The sequence below is a fragment of the Actinoplanes solisilvae genome, from assembly GCF_003999975.1.
Taxonomy (GTDB): Bacteria; Actinomycetota; Actinomycetes; order Mycobacteriales; family Micromonosporaceae; genus Actinoplanes; species Actinoplanes solisilvae.
Genome location: NZ_RJAC01000041.1, coordinates 14,977 through 28,502, shown reverse-complemented (window position 1 = coordinate 28,502; position 13,526 = coordinate 14,977). Strand labels below are relative to the sequence as shown.

Genomic DNA, 13,526 nt, shown 5'->3' with positions numbered 1-13,526 from the left:
CATGATGCGTGCCAAGGACATCATGTCGAGCCCCGTCCACACCGTTTCCCAGACGGCTTCGGTCGAGGCCGCGGCGGCGCTGATGACGGCCAAGGCCGTGACCGCGCTGCCGGTGGTCGACGACGACGATCGCCTGGTCGGGATGGTGAGCGAGAGCGATCTGCTCTGGCACCGGGTGCCCTCGGACCCGACCACGCACCTGCGGGCCCTGCCCGACCTGGACCCTTCCGCCCGGCCGGGCATGGTGCTGGAGGTCATGGCCTCCTACCCGCTGGCCACCCAGCCGGAGACGGACGTGGCGGACGTGGCCGAGGCCATGCTGGAGCACGACGTGCGCAGCCTGCCGGTCGTGGACGACGGCGCCCTGGTGGGCATCATCAGCCGTCGTGACATCCTGCGGGCGATGGTGCGCACCGACGAGGTGCTGGCCCGTGAGGTGCGGCACCGGCTGGAGGAGTACAGCGACGGTGCGCCGCGCTGGACCGTGGCGGTCAAGGACGGTGTCGTCACGGTGTCGGGGGAGTACGACAACGATACCGAGCAGGCGATCGTGACGGTGCTGGCCAGGACGGTCCCCGGCGTCGCCGGGGTCCGGACGGGTTCGCCCGCGCTGTCGTGAGCGGATCGACGAAAGGTGGCGCCGATCCGGCGCCACCTTCGTTCGTGCGACCCGGCTTTCCGTCTGCGTCCTCCGCCCGGGCCCTACGCGGATCGGCGGAACCCCGGCCGTGGCGCGCGTTGACGGTAGACTAGGGCCGAAAGTCCCGTCGGCTGCTTCTTGCGGCCCTACGGAGCCTGCGTTCGCCACCATACGGTCGTAGACGACCGCAAAGCCCAGAACGAGGGAGTCGCCGTGACCGCGGTTATGTCCGATCTGCAGAAGACCCTCGCCGAGCCCGACGAGGTCGACCTCGGCCGCCTGGACGCCTGGTGGCGGGCCGCGAACTACCTGACCATCGGCCAGATCTACCTGCAGGGCAATCCGCTGCTGCGCGAGCCTCTGACCGCCGAGCACATCAAGCCCCGGCTGCTGGGCCACTGGGGCACCAGCCCCGGCCTGTCGCTGATCTACGCGCACGTGTCCCGGCTGATCCGGCACACCGGCCAGGAGGCGATCTACCTGACCGGACCCGGCCACGGCGGTCCGGCGCTGGTCGCCGCCGGCTATCTCGAGGGCGCCTACAGCGACATCTACCCCGCGGTGAGCCAGGACGAAGCCGGCATGCTGCGGCTGTTCCGGCAGTTCTCCAGCCCCGGCGGCATCCCGAGCCACGTCTCGGTGACCACGCCCGGATCCATCCACGAGGGCGGCGAGCTCGGCTACGTGCTGGTGCACGCCTTCGGTTCGGTGATGGACAACCCCGACCTGCTCGCCATAGCGGTGGTCGGTGACGGCGAGGCCGAGACCGCCCCGCTCGAGGGCTCGTGGAAGGGGGTGTCGTTCATCAACCCGGTCCACGACGGCGCCGTCCTGCCGATCCTGCACCTCAACGGCGCGAAGATCTCCGGCCCGACGGTTCTGGCCCGCAAGGACCCCGCCGAGGTACGCGAACTGCTGAGCGGCCACGGCTACGACGTGATCGAGGTCGAGGGCGAGGACATGCCTGGCATGCACTTCCGCTTCGCGGCCGCACTGGCCGAGGCGTGGGGCCGGATCCGCGAGATCCAGACCTCCGCCCGCGAGGGCGAATGGGACGGCACCCGGCCGAACTGGCCGTTGATCATCCTGCGTTCACCGAAGGGCTGGACCGGGCCGGAGGAGGTCGACGGGATCAAGGTCACCGGCACGTGGCGGTCGCACCAGGTGCCGCTGTCCGGGGTGAAGGACAACCCCGAGCACCTCGCGCTGCTGGAGCGCTGGCTCAAGTCGTACCGTCCGGAGGAGCTTTTCGATTTTGCCGGGGCGCCGGTCGCGCCGATCCGTGAGCAGGCGCCCGACGGCGACCTGCGGATGAGCGCCAGCCCGCACGCGAACGGGGGCCTGCTGACCCGCGACCTCGACCTGCCCGACTTCCGTGACTACGCCGTCGACGTCGCCGAGCCGGCCCGGTCGCACGCGGAGTCGACGCGCAAGCTCGGTGAGATGATGCGCGACATCTACACGCGCAACCCGGACCGGTTCCGGCTGTTCTCGCCGGACGAGACCAACAGCAACCGCCTCGGTGCGGTCTTCGCGGTCTCCGACCGTGCCTTCATGGAGCACGTCACCCCCGACGACGTGGCGATCGGCCGTGACGGCCGGGTGATGGAGGTGTTGAGCGAGCACAACTGCCACGGCTGGCTGGAGGGTTACAACCTCACCGGCCGGCACGGCATGTTCGCCACCTACGAGGCGTTCGCCATGGTCAGCGCGTCGCAGACCGTCCAGCACGGCAAGTGGCTGCAAGAGGCCAAGAATCTGCCCTGGCGGGCGAAGGTGCCCAGCCTCAACGTCCTGCTCACCTCGACGGCGTGGCGCAACGACCACAACGGCTTCAGTCACCAGGGCCCCGGCCTGATCCAGGTGGTGCTCACACAACGCGGCGACGTCGCCCGGGTCTACCTGCCGCCGGACGCCAACACCCTGCTGTCGGTGTCCGACCACTGCTTCCGCTCGCGGTCGTACATCAACCTGATCGTCATCGACAAGCAGCCGCAACTGCAGTACCTGTCGATGGACGAGGCCATCAGGCACTGCGCCCGCGGCGCCGGCATCTGGGAGTGGGCCGGCACCGACGACGGCGGCAGCGACCCCGACATCGTGCTGGCGTGTGCCGGCGACGTGGTCACCATGGAGACCGTCGCCGCAGCGCAGATCCTCAAGGAGCGGCTACCCGCCTTCAAGGCCCGGGTCGTCAACGTGGTCGACCTCATGACGTTGCCCCGGCCGAAGGACCACCCGCACGGCATGACTGAAACCCTGTTCACCGAGTTGTTCACTGACACCGTCGACGTCGTGTTCTCGTTCCACGGCTACCCCGGAGCGATCCATCAGCTCGTGCACGGCCGGCCGGACGCCGACCGGTTCCGCGTGCGCGGCTTCATCGAACAGGGCACCACCACGACACCGTTCGACATGACCGTCCGCAACAAGGCGTCGCGCTACCACCTGGTGATGGACGCGATCAACAACGCCAAGCGGCTGCCCCGTGGGGCAGCGGACCTGAAGGCGTGGTGCGAGAGCCAGCTCGAGCGGCACGAGGCGTACGTGGTGGAGCACCTGGAGGACATGCCCGAGGTCCGCGATTGGACTCTCGGCGACTGGGCTCAGCGCGGTTGATGCGGCCCCGGCCGGTGGCTTTCCGAAGCCATCGGCCGCGCCGTGGCGCTGCCATGACATCGCGAGTCCCCGGGCCTTTGGTCCCGCAGGCGAGGGCTGGTCGACCCTGCCGGTACGGGACTCCTCGGGACAGGATGAAGAGGAAGGGCGGCGAGCCGCCCGGAGTCACGGCCGGTAGACATGCGGCAACTACCCGAACAGGGTGGGGCGGACCGAGGGATTTCCCCGCGCCTACATGCGAGGTTCGACTCCTCGCCCGGCCACCATCTCGCCGGCAGCCTGGTCCTGGCGGTCGCCGGCGGTCAGCGCCGGAGCCGGTAGAGGCCGGCGTGATCGTTCGCGTCGCCGACCGATCCGACGAGTTGGCCTCGATCGCCAAGAGCGTCGAGTGTCGGATATTCGGGAACGCCGCGCCGGTGGAGGTCGATCGTCGTGCCGTCGCGCCACAGAAAGGCGTGCGTTGCGGCGTCAGCTCCGGCAGGTTGGCTGAGACCCAGGATCTGACCGCGGTTGTCGATGTCTATCGCCTCCGCACCGCTCCCGCCCAGCGTTCCTAGATCGACGAAGGAGCCGGCCCTCCACAGGTACGCCCGGAGATCCGTTCCGGCCCAGGCATTGCCCACGATCCAGCCGCGATCGTTGATGGCGACGGGGGTCCAGTCGTCCGACCCGGCCGGCGCGCCGAGGTCGTACGCCCTGCCGCGGACCCAGAGTGCGGCGCCTGTCCCGGTAGCCGACCCGATGATCTGGCCCTGGTCGTTGATGCCGGTGGCGATGCCCGGCCCGAGGTCGGTCATCACCCCGTTCTGCCAGGAGACGGCGTGCCGGCCACCGGGGATGTATCGAACCCCGGCGACCTGGCCGTGGTTGTTGATCGCGTTCGCCATGCTGTCGTACGCGGACCGGTCGAGGTCGGTGAGCACGCCGTTCTGCCAGAGGAAAGCATGCTGGCCCGACTGCTCGGGGTCCTGCCGCACCACGCTGAAGCCGACCACCTGCGCGTGATCGTTGATGTCGGTCGCCCGTCCGTACTCCCGTTCACCCCGCTCGAGTACCCCCAGGTCGGTGATCGTGCCGCCGGTCCAGAGGAACGGATGGAAGTGCGCCTCTCCGGCCAGCTGGCCCTCGCCGACGACCTGGCCCCGGCTGTTGATCGCCCTCGCCTCGCCGCCGAATCCGAGATCTACCACCTCGTAGGGCGCGGGCCTCACCGCGGCGGCCGGGCTGGGTGCGATCGCCGCTGCCGACGCGAGGCCCAGCGAGGCGGCAGCCGCTAACGGCCTCAGTGCGAGTTTCCTGGTCTTGAGTTCCATTGGTCACCCCTTGCCTGTTTCCCTGTGGATAGTCCTGTCCGCGAGGGGTGCACAGGGGCGGAAGTCCCGAGAGCCGCCGCGAAGTGGGGGACCGTTACTCGATGACGGTGATCACTTCGCGAGGGTCTCGGCGGGGGACCGGCGGCAGACCCTCGTTGTCCGGGAGGTAGCCGAGCCGGACGACGAGGAACGGTTCCCCGATGCCGGCGAGCAGGTCCCGCAGCAGGGTGCGCGGCCACTCGACTTCGACGGCATCGCTGAGCGGGGCCGTGGCCAGACCGTCGGCGGTGGCGAGCAGCAGCAGAGCCGAGAGCGCCTCCCCGCCGCGGAGCAGGTCCAGGGGCGAGTCGCCGGTGCCGAAGATGACCACGTAGGCGGCGCCCTGGTCGTGTGCGGAGCCGGCGGCCAGCCCGGCGGTGCTGTCCGGGGCGAAGTCGCGCAGCGGCACGCGGCGCAGTTCCGGGCGGACGGCGGTCGCGGGTGGCACGCCGTCGCCGGTGAACGCGGGCCGGGTGGTCCATTCATTCAGCTCGGCGCGGTAGGCCGGATCGTCCAGTTCGGCGTCGCCGGCGAGCTCGGCCGAGATGGCCAGCTGGGGGACCTGATCGGGACGGACGACGTGCAGGTACGCGCCCTCGGCCTCGACGAAGCGGCGCAGCTTGGTGAGCTCCTGCTCGGGCACCGTGCGATCGCCGAAGGCGCGCCGGTCGGTGCGGCGCCGGGGGATCACCGCTGCCATGCGCTGCGCCTCCGGGTCCGGCGGCACGGTGTGGCCGAGCCAGATCCGGGCGAGCAGCTCGGGTCGTCCGGTGTCGGGGAATCGTTCGACGACGGCTGACCAGCCGGCGGCGTTCAGCGCCGTGCGGGCGTGGTGCAGCGCGGCGCCGCAGCTGAGCAGCAGCAGGCGCCCTTCGCGGTCGACGGTGGTGAGACGACGGCCCGGGTCGGCGTGGAGCTCCAGGTCATCGCCGACGATTCGCCAGGTCCAGGGCTGGGTGTTGAAGACCGATGGCGCGTGCTGGGCTGCTCGGGCAGCGTCTTCAAGCGATGTCATGTCTCCACGGTGCCGCCGTCCAACCATCGGGTTCAGGGCCGAAAGTCCTGTCGGCGCCGCCCCTAGGACCTTCGGCGGTGGGTGCCGGGCGGCCGTACAGGGTAGAAAGAACACATGATTCGGGTCTTTCTCCTCGACGACCATGAGGTGGTTCGTCGCGGCCTCGTCGATCTGCTCCAGTCGGCCGGTGACATCGAGGTCGTCGGCGAGTCCGGCTCCGCTCAGGAGGCGACCCGGCGCATCCCCGCTCTGCGCCCCGACGTGGCGATCCTCGACGGCCGGCTGCCGGACGGCAGCGGCATCGACGTTTGCCGTGACGTGCGCGCGGTCGACTCGTCCATCAAGGGACTCATCCTCACGTCGTACGAGGATGACGAGGCCCTTTTCGCCGCGATCATGGCGGGCGCCTCAGGTTACGTGCTCAAGCAGATCCGCGGCACCGACCTGGTCGACGCGGTCCGCCGGGTGGCGCAGGGCCAGTCACTGCTCGATCCGGCGGTGACCCAGCGGGTGCTCGAGCGCATCCGCAACGGGGTGGAGCAGCCCCGCGAGCTGGCCGGGCTCACCGATCAGGAGCGCCGGATCCTGGAGTACGTCGCCGAGGGCCTGACGAACCGCGAGATCGCCGGGCGCATGTTCCTGGCCGAGAAGACTGTCAAGAACTACGTGTCGAGCATGCTCGCGAAGCTGGGGCTCGAGCGGCGCACGCAGGCGGCCGTGCTGGCGACCCGGCTGCTCGGCGAGCACCCACACGGATAGGGCTGACGGCCCCGGCCAGGGCCGTCAGGTCGGCGCCCGACTTCGTGCTCACCTGTGCGGACGGCGTGGGTTCCGGTCGCGGGTCACGAGCGGGTGGGCGCCGATCAGGCGGGCCCACCACGGCCTCCGCGTCCGGGCCCGCGGTCGTGGGCTCGCGGCCCCCCTGACGCTGACCCAGCCGCCGGGGCCCATGGTCACCGCGCCGATCGCCGCGCGGCGCCGAGCCACCGCGACCGTGGTCACGGCGATCGCGCCGGCCACGGCGAGGATCGCGCCGGCCAGCCCGGTGACGTCGACGACGGGGCGGAAGACCGCGGTCTCGCGGTTGACGATCCACGCGCCGACCGGTCGTTCACCGTCGAGGACGGGAACGACCGTGATGGCGCGTGCCTTGGGACCGGCGTCAAGGCGTGTGTCCAAGGACGTGTTCATCGCTATGACCTATCGGCTGTCGGAGGAAGACGCTGTGACGGGTGCCCGGCCGGCTTCGAGCCGGGCGATCGGCACCCGGAACGGGGAGCAGGACACGTAGTCGAGCCCGGCGTCGTGGAAGAACCGCACCGAGGCCGGGTCGCCCCCGTGCTCGCCGCACACCCCGATGGTCAGGTCGGGCCGGGCGGCGCGGCCGCGGGTCACGGCGATGCGGACCAGCTCGCCCACGCCCTCGGCGTCGATGGTCTCGAACGGCGAGACCCCGAAGATTCCCAGGTCGAGGTAGCGGCCGAAGAACGCGCCCTCGACGTCGTCGCGGGAGAAGCCCCACGTCATCTGGGTGAGGTCGTTGGTGCCGAAGGAGAAGAACTCGGCCGCGCCGGCGATCTGCCCGGCGATCAGAGCGGCCCGGGGCACCTCGATCATCGTGCCGATGCGGATCGGCGGAGCGCCGGGCACGCTCGCCAGCACACCTTCGGCCTCGGCGCGCACGGTCTCCAGCTCCTGGACCGCGCCGACCAGCGGAACCATGATCTCCGGCTGAGGGTCGCCACCCGCGGCGGCGCGGGCGGCCGCGGCCTCGGCGATCGCGCGAACCTGCATCGCGAACAGCCCGGGGATGACCAGTCCGAGGCGTACGCCGCGCAGACCGAGCATCGGGTTGGCCTCGTGCATCCGGCGGACAGCGGTCAGCAGGGCGCCGTCGTGTCCAGGGTCCTCGCCGAGTGCTTCGGCACGGGCCACGCGGGCGGTCAGCTCCTCCAACGGCGGCAGGAACTCGTGCAGCGGCGGGTCGATCAGCCGGACCGTCACGGGCAGCCCGTCCATCGCGGCGAAAAGCTGCTCGAAGTCGGCGCGTTGCAGGGGCAGCAGGGCCGCGAGCGCTTGATCGCGCCCGTCGTCGTCCTCGGCCAGGATGAGTCTCTCGACGAGCACTCGGCGGTCGCCGAGGAACATGTGCTCGGTGCGGCACAACCCGACGCCGCCGGCGCCGAACCGGCGGGCCCGGGCAGCGTCGGCGGCGGTGTCGGCGTTCGCGTGCACGTCGAGGGTCGCGACGTGGTCAGCGTGGATCATGAGGCGTTCGACCGCGGCGAGAAGCGGGTCGCCGTGCGCGGTGACCTCGCCCTCGAAGTAGCGGACCACCTTCGACGGGCGCACCGGAACCGCGCCGGCGTAGACCCGGCCGTTGGTGCCGTCGATCGAGATGATGTCGCCGGCGTGCAGGGTGTGGCCGTTGACCGTCACCTCGCCGTCGCCGATGCGCAGCTCGTCAGCGCCACAGACACAGGTCTTGCCCATGCCGCGTGCGACGACCGCGGCGTGTGAGGTCTTGCCGCCGCGGCTGGTCAGGATGCCCTGCGCGGCGATCATGCCGGGCAGGTCGTCCGGGTTCGTCTCGCGGCGCACGAGGATGACCGGGCCGGTGGCCACGACCGCCTGGGCCGAGTCGAAGACGATCGCCCCGACGGATGCTCCCGGTGAGGCCGGGACGCCGGTCGTCAGGGGTTCGTGGGCCGCGGCCTCGTCGAAGCTCGGGAACATCAGCTGGGCGAGTTGTTCACCGCTGACCCGCTGCAAGGCCTCGTCGAGAGTGATGGTGCCCTCGTCGACCAGTTGCGCGGCGATCACGAACGCTGCCGCCGGAGTGCGCTTGCCGACGCGGGTCTGCAGCATCCACAGCTTGCCGTTCTCGATCGTGAACTCGATGTCGCACAGATCGCGATAGCGCTGCTCCAGGCGCTGCATGATGGACAGCAACTGCCGGTAGCTCGGCGGGTCGATGGTGGCCAGCTCGGCCAGCCCGACGGTGTTGCGGATGCCGGCGACGACGTCCTCGCCCTGCGCGTTGCGCAGGTAGTCGCCGTAGGCTCCGCGCCGTCCGGTGGCCGGGTCACGGGTGAAGGCGACACCGGTGCCGGAGTTCTGCCCCCGGTTGCCGAAGACCATCGCCATGACGTTGACCGCGGTTCCCAGCTCCTGCGGGATGCGCTCCTTGCGGCGGTAGACCCGGGCACGCTCGGCGTTCCACGACCGGAACACCGCCACGATGGCGAGAAAGAGCTGCTCGTGCACCGACTGCGGGAAGTCACGGCCGGTGTGGGCGTGGAAGACCTTCTTGTACGAGTGCACGAGGTCCTGCAACTGCCCGGCCGTCAGCTGCGAGTCGGTCCCCGCGCCGGCGGCATGCCGGGCGTGGGCGAGCTCGGTCTCGAACTCGTCGGCGGGCACGTCGAAGACGGTCCGGCCGAACATCTGGATCAGGCGGCGGTACGAGTCCCAGGCGAATCGCTCGTCCGAGGTGCGCCGGGCCAGGCCGGCGACGGTGGTGTCGTTCAATCCGATATCGAGGATCGTCTCCATCATTCCCGGCATCGAGAACTTCGCCCCGGAGCGCACGGACAGCAGCAGCGGGTCGTCCGAGTCGCCGAATGTCTTGCCGATCTGGTTCTGCATCATGCGCAGGTGGTGCTCCACCTCGGCGAGCATGCCCGCGGGGGCCGATCCGGTGTGCAGGTATTCGCGGCAGGCATCGGTGGTGACCGTGAATCCCGGCGGCACCGGCAGACCCATCCGGGTCATCTCGGCCAGGTTGGCGCCTTTCCCGCCGAGCAGGTCCTTGAGGTCCTTGTGACCCTCGACGAAGTCGTACACGAATCTGGTCATGGCCGGTCGCACCCCTCTCGCCTCCCCGCTGGAAGCCTGCCTTGTTGGTATCCCGGCCGAGGGCCCGGGTTGTAGGGCCGTACGTCCCTACTCGATGGGCCCGCATGCGACGACTGTGGAGGCGAAGAAGACATCGAACGAAGGAGGAGTGCCATGAAGGGACTTGTTTACGGCGGCCCGGGGGCCCGATCGTGGACGGAGATTCCCGATCCTGCGATCACCGATCCCAAGGATGCGATCATCAGGGTTGATGCCGTCACGATCTGCGGCACCGACCTGCACATTCTCGGTGGGGACGTGCCCGAGGTCGCATCCGGCCGGGTGCTGGGGCACGAGGCCGTCGGCACCGTGGTCGAGGCCGGCAGCGCGGTATCGGGTCTGGCCGCCGGGGATCGCGTGCTCGCGTCGTGCATCTCCGCGTGCGGCATCTGCCGTTACTGCCGGCAGGGCGCGTACGGGCAGTGCCTGGGCGGCGGCGGCTGGATCCTCGGTCACCTCGTCGACGGCGTGCAGTCGGAGTACGCGCGGATCCCGTACGCGGATCTGTCGACCTACAAGCTGCCGGAGCAGGTCAGCGACGAGTCGGCCGTGCTGCTGGCCGACATCCTACCCACCTCGTACGAGGTCGGTGTGCTCAACGGCCAGGTCAAGCCCGGCGACACCGTCGTGATCGTGGGCGCCGGACCGATCGGGCTCGCCGCGGTGCTCACCGCCAGGCTCTACTCGCCCGCTCACATCGTCGTGATCGACAAGGCGGAGAGCCGCCTGCAGGCCGCGAAGCTGTTCGGCGCGGACACGACGGTCCTCGCCGGCACCCAGGAACCCCTCGCCGTCGTTCAGGCGCTGACGGAAGGGCTCGGCGCGGACGTGGTGATGGAGGCGGTCGGCACGCCGCAGACCTTCGAGCTGTGCACCACGCTGGTACGCCCGGGCGGGCGGATCGCGAACATCGGCGTGCACGGCAAGCCGGCCACCCTGCACCTCGAGGACCTGTGGATCCGCAACGTCACCATCACCACCGGTCTGGTCGACACGTTCTCGACCCCGCGACTGCTCGACATGCTGGTCGCCGGTCAGCTCGACGTCGGCAACATGATCACCCACCGGTTCGGCTTCGACGAGTTCATGCACGCGTACGACGTCTTCGCCGACGCGGCGCACTCGGGGGCGCTGAAAGTGGTGGTGTCACGATGAGGACCTGGATGCTGGTCACCGCCGCGGGCCTCGCGGCGGGGGCCGCGGCCGTGTCGTCACCGGCCCGGCGTTACTGCCTCACCTGGGGCGCCACCGAGCAGGAGGCAACCGGACCGCTGCCGGGCGACGACCTGCTGCCGGGCGCCGCCGTGCGATCCACCCGGGCGGTCACCATCGGCGCCGAGCCGTGGGCGGTGTGGCCGTGGCTGGTGCAGATGGGCAGCGGGCGCGGCGGGGCGTACACCTACGACTGGATCGAGAACCTGTTCGGCCTCGACATGCACAGCACCGACGAGATCCTGCCCGAGTTCCAGAACTTGGCGGTCGGCGACGTCCTGCCGCTCGGACCGGACGGCCCGCGGATGCGGGTCGAGATCTGTGCCGAGAACCGGACGCTGGTCTTCCGGTCGACCGACGGCGCCTGGGTATGGGCCTTCATCCTGAGGCCGGTCGACGGGGGGACCCGGCTCATCAGCCGCAACCGCATCAGCCCACCGGACGGTCGTTTCTACTACGACCTGGTAATGGCACAGGGCAGCTTCGTCATGGAACGCCGGATGCTGCTCGGCCTGCGCCACCGCGCCGAAAAGCTCCAGGCGGCGGGTCTTTCGGCCCTGACCCGGCAGGCGGTGGATTCGTAACGTCCGGGGTGGGACCGAGGAGGGGCTGAGATGATGAGGACCTGGATCGTGGACGACGTGATGACGCAACCGGTGGTGACCGCCGAGCCGTCCACCTCGTACCGGGAACTGATCGACCTCATGGCCAGTCGCCGGGTCAGCGCGGTGCCCGTCGTCGACGGGCACCGGCGCGTGATCGGCGTGGTGTCCGAAACCGATCTGGTACGCAAGATCGAGTATGCGGGCGATGAGGAGCCCCACCTCCTCGATCGAACAAGCCGGCGCGGCGAGCGGGCCAAAGCTCTCGCCGACAGAGCGGCCGAGCTCATGACCAGCCCGCCGGTCGTCGCGCCGCAGGGAACACCGATCGCGACCGCGGCGCGCATCATGGACGCCGGCGGTGTCAACAGGCTACCGGTCGTCGACGACCTCGGCCGGCCGGTCGGTCTCGTCACCCGGGGTGATCTGCTGCGCGTGCATCTGCGCCCGGACAGCGAGATCGGCGCCGAGGTCCGGTCCGAGGTACTCCAGGTGATGCTCACCGGCCGGATCGAAGGCGTGGGCATCGAGGTGACCGAGGGCGTGGTGACGCTGGCCGGCCAAGCCGACCGCTGGTCGACCACCGACCTGGTCACGCGGCTCACTCGCCAGGTGCCCGGGGTCGTCCGGGTGATCGACGAGGTCGAGTTCGACTACGACGACCGCCGGATCCTCACTCCCGCGAGGCTGTTCGGCGAGGCATAGAGATCTCTCGCTGCCCGTCGATCACCGTGAGGGGGGTGTCGCCATGTCGCCATTGACCGTTTTCGATTTGCTGGCCCTGCACGACTTCGTCGCCGATCTGCCCGCCGGGTGGCTGCACCGGCTCGCAAGGGCCGGTAGGCCTGTCTTCCACCCGGCCGGGACGCGGTTGTTCCGGGAGGATTCGGCCGCGGACCAATTCTGGCTGGTGCACAGCGGTGTGGTCGCGGTCGACTTCCACGTGCCCGGCCGCGGCGACGTCGTGATCGAGACGATCGGGCCGGGCCAGGTCCTGGGCTGGTCGTGGTGGCGGCCGCCGCACCGTTGGCGCTTCGGCGCCGTCGTGGCCGAGAACGTTCGTGGGGTCGAGCTGGACGCGCGCCTCGTGCGCGAGCTGATGGCCGAGGCGCCCGACTTCGGGCTGGAGATCAGCGCCCGGCTCCTCGACGTCGTGGCGGGACGCCTCCAGGCCGCCCGCCACCGCCTCGTCGAGCTCTACGCCTATCCCACGGCGGGTTCTTGAGCTGGGCCATGATGGGTGCCCCGGCGGTGCCGGTCGTTCCTTGTCCAGTAGGGGTCGCCGCCTTCAATTCCGCGCTTGATGTGCTCGGGCGCTGCCGATCCGGGGTGCGATTCAGCCCTGAGTGAATGTTGGCTGCCCATATCTTGTGAGCCGGATTCGTGTTGGACTGCTGGGGATACTCATGCATTCGACGCACGTTTCTGGTCTCGCCCAGGTGCGGGACGCACGCAGGCGCCCGTCGGCTGGGCAGGAGATGACATGGATGGCACCAATAACGTGGAGCAGGCGCACGGAACAGGCGATCATGCTTTGACCAGGACGAGCGGCCAGTTGATGTCGTTGCTGGTCGACGCGGTCGACGAGTATGCGATTTTCATGCTTGACCCAGAAGGCCGGATTTTCACCTGGAATACCGGCGCGCGTCGGATCAAAGGGTACGAATCCGATGAAATTATCGGGCGACATTTCTCGGTGTTCTATACGCCGGAGGATGTCCGCGCGGGTAAGCCTCAACGAGGACTGCGGGAGGCCGCCGAGAGCGGGCATGCTCACGACGAGGGGTGGCGGCTCCGCCGGGACGGAAGCCGGTTCTGGGCCGACGTGACCATCACCGCGATGTTCGACCTCGACGGGCACCTCGAGGGGTTCGCCAAGGTCACCCGGGACGACACCGATCGCAGACTCCTGGACGAGCAGGCCCGCCGGCTCGAACTACTCATTGAGCGGGAGCGGATCGCCAAGGGCATGCACGAGACGGTCATTCACCGGATCTTCGAGGCGTCGATGATCATGGAGGGCGCACTGCCCCTGATCGGCAATCCCGTCGCCGCCCAGCACGTCACCACCGCTGTGAGTGTGCTCGACGCGACGCTCAAGGAGATTCGCACCGTCATCCTCGATGTCGAGGCGAAGGACTGACCTGGCCACGGGCCCGCCGCGTCGGAGGTCCCGGTGCGGCGGGCCG

Annotated in this window: 12 protein-coding genes; 8 read left to right on the top strand and 4 right to left on the bottom strand. The window is 69.8% G+C overall.

What is annotated here, in order from left to right:
- The first annotated feature begins 1 nt into the window (after position 1).
- Together EER30_RS44300 and EER30_RS44295 are read left to right on the top strand one after the other, a co-directional pair.
- Positions 2–619, top strand: coding sequence for a CBS domain-containing protein (locus tag EER30_RS44300; RefSeq protein ID WP_240670713.1), 618 nt, complete (start codon positions 2–4; stop codon positions 617–619).
- A gap of 246 nt (positions 620–865) precedes the next feature.
- The gene (locus EER30_RS44295) at positions 866–3,259 is read left to right on the top strand and encodes a phosphoketolase family protein (protein WP_127508619.1); all 2,394 of its coding nucleotides are present in this window, start codon (positions 866–868) and stop codon (positions 3,257–3,259) included.
- Positions 3,260–3,561: 302 nt separating this feature from the next.
- On the opposite strand, the gene EER30_RS44290 is transcribed toward EER30_RS44295, so the two are convergent.
- Both EER30_RS44290 and EER30_RS44285 read right to left on the bottom strand, forming a co-directional pair.
- Positions 3,562–4,572, bottom strand: a complete 1,011-nt coding sequence (locus EER30_RS44290; RefSeq protein ID WP_127508561.1) for a hypothetical protein — start codon at positions 4,570–4,572, stop codon at positions 3,562–3,564.
- Positions 4,573–4,666: 94 nt separating this feature from the next.
- A complete protein-coding gene (locus tag EER30_RS44285; RefSeq protein WP_127508558.1) occupies positions 4,667–5,626 on the bottom strand; it encodes an Acg family FMN-binding oxidoreductase in 960 nt (319 codons plus the stop codon).
- Positions 5,627–5,740: 114 nt separating this feature from the next.
- Here EER30_RS44285 and EER30_RS44280 point away from each other — a divergent pair, with 114 nt between their 5' ends.
- The gene (locus EER30_RS44280) at positions 5,741–6,385 is read left to right on the top strand and encodes a response regulator (protein ID WP_127508555.1); all 645 of its coding nucleotides are present in this window, start codon (positions 5,741–5,743) and stop codon (positions 6,383–6,385) included.
- A 48-nt stretch (positions 6,386–6,433) separates the two neighbouring features.
- Here the strand turns inward: EER30_RS44280 and EER30_RS44275 are convergent, their stop codons facing one another.
- Both EER30_RS44275 and ppdK read right to left on the bottom strand, forming a co-directional pair.
- Entirely contained in the window at positions 6,434–6,817 is a 384-nt protein-coding gene (locus EER30_RS44275) for a hypothetical protein (RefSeq protein WP_127508552.1), read from the bottom strand.
- Positions 6,818–6,826: 9 nt separating this feature from the next.
- Positions 6,827–9,484: a pyruvate, phosphate dikinase gene (ppdK, locus tag EER30_RS44270; protein WP_127508549.1), complete on the bottom strand. Its 2,658-nt coding sequence runs from the start codon at positions 9,482–9,484 to the stop codon at positions 6,827–6,829.
- 153 nt (positions 9,485–9,637) lie between these two features.
- Between ppdK and EER30_RS44265 the strand changes: the two genes are divergently transcribed.
- From EER30_RS44265 to EER30_RS44245, 5 genes are all read left to right on the top strand, one after another.
- On the top strand, positions 9,638–10,678 hold the full coding sequence (locus EER30_RS44265; protein ID WP_127508547.1) for a zinc-dependent alcohol dehydrogenase family protein: 1,041 nt from the start codon (positions 9,638–9,640) through the stop codon (positions 10,676–10,678).
- Positions 10,675–11,319, top strand: a complete 645-nt coding sequence (locus EER30_RS44260; RefSeq protein ID WP_127508544.1) for an SRPBCC family protein — start codon at positions 10,675–10,677, stop codon at positions 11,317–11,319. The genes EER30_RS44265 and EER30_RS44260 overlap by 4 nt, the downstream gene beginning before the upstream one ends.
- 30 nt (positions 11,320–11,349) lie before the next feature.
- The gene (locus EER30_RS44255; protein ID WP_240670712.1) at positions 11,350–12,042 is read left to right on the top strand and encodes a CBS domain-containing protein; all 693 of its coding nucleotides are present in this window, start codon (positions 11,350–11,352) and stop codon (positions 12,040–12,042) included.
- 43 nt (positions 12,043–12,085) lie between these two features.
- Positions 12,086–12,562, top strand: a complete 477-nt coding sequence (locus EER30_RS44250) for a Crp/Fnr family transcriptional regulator (protein ID WP_205650694.1) — start codon at positions 12,086–12,088, stop codon at positions 12,560–12,562.
- Positions 12,563–12,820: 258 nt separating this feature from the next.
- Complete coding sequence (locus EER30_RS44245) at positions 12,821–13,480, top strand: sensor histidine kinase (protein WP_127508540.1); 660 nt, start codon at positions 12,821–12,823, stop codon at positions 13,478–13,480.
- The last annotated feature ends 46 nt before the right edge of the window (positions 13,481–13,526 follow it).

Coding starts and splice junctions, on each gene's coding strand:
- EER30_RS44285 (WP_127508558.1), bottom strand. CDS start 5,626: ATGACATCGCTTGAAGACGCTGCCCGAGCAGCCCAGCACGCGCCATCG.
- ppdK (WP_127508549.1), bottom strand. CDS start 9,484: ATGACCAGATTCGTGTACGACTTCGTCGAGGGTCACAAGGACCTCAAG.
- EER30_RS44260 (WP_127508544.1), top strand. CDS start 10,675: ATGAGGACCTGGATGCTGGTCACCGCCGCGGGCCTCGCGGCGGGGGCC.
- EER30_RS44280 (WP_127508555.1), top strand. CDS start 5,741: ATGATTCGGGTCTTTCTCCTCGACGACCATGAGGTGGTTCGTCGCGGC.
- EER30_RS44255 (WP_240670712.1), top strand. CDS start 11,350: ATGATGAGGACCTGGATCGTGGACGACGTGATGACGCAACCGGTGGTG.
- EER30_RS44290 (WP_127508561.1), bottom strand. CDS start 4,572: ATGGAACTCAAGACCAGGAAACTCGCACTGAGGCCGTTAGCGGCTGCC.
- EER30_RS44295 (WP_127508619.1), top strand. CDS start 866: ATGTCCGATCTGCAGAAGACCCTCGCCGAGCCCGACGAGGTCGACCTC.
- EER30_RS44300 (WP_240670713.1), top strand. CDS start 2: ATGATGCGTGCCAAGGACATCATGTCGAGCCCCGTCCACACCGTTTCC.
- EER30_RS44265 (WP_127508547.1), top strand. CDS start 9,638: ATGAAGGGACTTGTTTACGGCGGCCCGGGGGCCCGATCGTGGACGGAG.
- EER30_RS44250 (WP_205650694.1), top strand. CDS start 12,086: ATGTCGCCATTGACCGTTTTCGATTTGCTGGCCCTGCACGACTTCGTC.
- EER30_RS44245 (WP_127508540.1), top strand. CDS start 12,821: ATGGATGGCACCAATAACGTGGAGCAGGCGCACGGAACAGGCGATCAT.
- EER30_RS44275 (WP_127508552.1), bottom strand. CDS start 6,817: ATGAACACGTCCTTGGACACACGCCTTGACGCCGGTCCCAAGGCACGC.